The following is a 2,571-nucleotide window of genomic DNA, read 5'->3' as shown; positions in this document are numbered from 1 at the left end:
GAAAGGAACGATAATAGACAGTATCGTGTAAACAAATAAAGAGGCTCGTTCACGGCCTAAATCGGTTTGCGAAAAATGATCTTGAAGCGGAAGTAAAATATCGCGTAAAATGAACATGAATGAGGCCGTTTTGTTTGTATAATCAATGCGTTAGAAACTTTTATTATACACCAAAACCAGGTCTCATTCATCATTAACCTGTTATTTTTAAACTAATATATCTTTTTTTCGATAATGCAACTCACCTATATTAGTTAATGGTAATATTTTTCAAAATTAGCCTTTACTAATGTTTGTGTGCGCTAAAAATTAGGAAACTTCAGTTTTAGAACTTATGCCTATTTAAGAGCATCGGCAAAAGAGCAAAATGCAGATCGAGCTAAAGATTCGTTACAGCAATTTGCCAGTGAGCATCACTTAGTAATATCTACCTTTTTTGCAGAAAATGAATCTGGGACAAGTCTTCAGAGACCCGAGCTTTTTAGGTTGCTTGAAATAGCTCAAAAAGGCGATATTATTCTAGTTGAACAAATAGATAGAATCTCTAGGCTAAAAGATGATGACTGGAATTCGCTTAAATCCATAATCAAGACAAAAGGATTAAGGGTTGTTTCGCTAGATTTGCCTACGAGTCATCAGTTTGCTGTAGTTAATGATGAGTTTACAGGAAGAATGTTATCAGCCATTAATGATTTGATGCTCGATATGCTTGCGGCTATTGCTAGAAAGGACTATGTAGATCGAAGAAGGCGCCAAAAGGAAGGCATTGTTAAAGCTAAGTCTGAGGGGCGTTACCCTGGAAGGCCAAGTGATACAGAATTACAACAAAAGATTGAAGGCATGTTGACGGATAAAAAATCCTATGACTACATTCAGCATATTTTAGGTTGTTCTCGTACTACAATTTCCAAAGTTTCAAAAAGACTAAAGCAAGAGGGCCCGAAGCCTTAATAAAGTGAGTACTTTGCTTGGCAGGTAACTAGGTAACACCCTTGTAAACAGTGGTGTTCAGGCCGAGGATGACCATTTCTGACAAAATGGTTGAGCTTAATAAGTTTTCTTTTTGAAAAACAAGGTAGCTCTGTATGCTTTTATATTAAAGGGCTGTAGAGCATGAAGCGAATAATATGCCATTTATGCACAATACCCCTATTTGTTAGTGGTCCTGATGGGCTTATTGTTGAAATGATATTTCCACATGGTGCTTCAAATAATAAAGAACATCCCTATATTTAAGGAGAAAGAAATGACGAACTCAGTTTTATTTACCCCCAAAGCTATGGGGACGATCGTAAGTCCTAACCGTATTGTTATGGCACCAATGACGCGATCACGTACGGCTCAACCTGGCGATATTCCTACAGATTTAATGGCAACTTACTATGCACAACGGGCTAGCGCCGGATTTATTATTACCGAAGCAACGCAAATATCAAAACAGGGAAAAGGCTATTCTTTTACGCCTGGAATGTACTCCGAGGAGCATGTGAATGGCTGGCGTAAAGTAACGAATGCAGTTCACGCTGCTGAGGGGCGAATATTCTCTCAGCTATGGCATGTGGGCCGTATGTCACATGAATCATTACATGAAGATGGTACACCTGTTGCTCCTTCAGCATTGTCACCAGATGCGCAAGTGTGGATCGTCGGTGATGATGGTGTTGGTAGGATGCTGGACTGTCCTATACCCAGAGCACTTAGTAATGACGATATTAAAGATATTATTGATGATTATCGACATACTGCAAAAAATGCCATTGAGGCAGGTTTTGATGGCATTGAAATTCATGCCGGTAATGGCTATCTGATTGACCAGTTTTTGCGTCGTAGCTCGAACAAACGTGATGATGAATATGGCGGTTCAATTGAAAACCGTATTCGATTTGCAGTTGAAATTATTGATGCTGTAAGCCATGAGATTGGCGCTGATAAGGTAGGTATTCGGTTAGCCCCCTTTATTACGCAACGAGGCATGAATGACACTCAGGTGATTGATGCCATTTTACTAGCTGCGAAATTATTTAATGACTTGGGCATTGCGTACATTCATTTATCGGAAGCAGATTGGGATGATGCACCAGCAGTCTCGGATAGTTTTCGTCATGATCTACGAGCGGCTTTTAATGGTGCCATTATCGTCGCGGGGAACTACACCGCAGAAAGTGGTGAGAAGATTATAGCAAGTGGCTTAGTTGATTTTGTTGCCTACGGCCGTAAATTTTTAGCTAATCCTGATTTGCCATATCGTTTTAAAAATAATTTACCGCTTAATGAAATAACAGATTCATCCACCTTATTTGGGGGCGGTGAAGTGGGTTATACAGATTTCCCCTGTTACACAATTTAAACAACATAAATAATACAGGAAGACAATAATATGATTAATTCAACAAAAATTTCACATACAATTAAAGCATCAGCGCTTGTTGTTTCGATGGCAATATCCCAGGCGCGCCATGCTACCTCACGAAATTTTGGGACTCCTGTCGCCATAATTCATTCGCCTACGCAGCGAATGGGAGATGCCCTGGCCGCCCTGCGTCCGTCTCAACTACGCACAAAACCCTGCTC

2 protein-coding genes and 1 pseudogene are annotated in these 2,571 nt (G+C 40.0%); 2 read left to right on the top strand and 1 reads right to left on the bottom strand.

Annotation, left to right across the window (positions count from 1 at the left end; genetic code table 11):
- Positions 1–321: 321 nt before the first annotated feature.
- Positions 322–951 (top strand): annotated as a pseudogene (locus BTHERMOSOX_RS10285) (recombinase family protein); the annotation flags it as partial.
- Positions 952–1,246: 295 nt separating this feature from the next.
- Complete coding sequence (locus tag BTHERMOSOX_RS10280) at positions 1,247–2,347, top strand: alkene reductase (RefSeq protein ID WP_138121061.1); 1,101 nt, start codon at positions 1,247–1,249, stop codon at positions 2,345–2,347.
- Here BTHERMOSOX_RS10280 and BTHERMOSOX_RS10275 read toward each other — a convergent pair.
- Positions 2,344–2,493 (bottom strand): hypothetical protein, encoded by a 150-nt coding sequence (locus BTHERMOSOX_RS10275; protein ID WP_171004744.1) that lies wholly within the window; start codon positions 2,491–2,493, stop codon positions 2,344–2,346. The genes BTHERMOSOX_RS10280 and BTHERMOSOX_RS10275 overlap by 4 nt on opposite strands.
- Between the last annotated feature and the right edge of the window lie 78 nt (positions 2,494–2,571).

The organism is Bathymodiolus heckerae thiotrophic gill symbiont (assembly GCF_900128515.1).
Taxonomy (GTDB): Bacteria; Pseudomonadota; Gammaproteobacteria; order PS1; family Pseudothioglobaceae; genus Thioglobus_A.
This window is presented reverse-complemented; position numbering and strand designations above follow the sequence as displayed.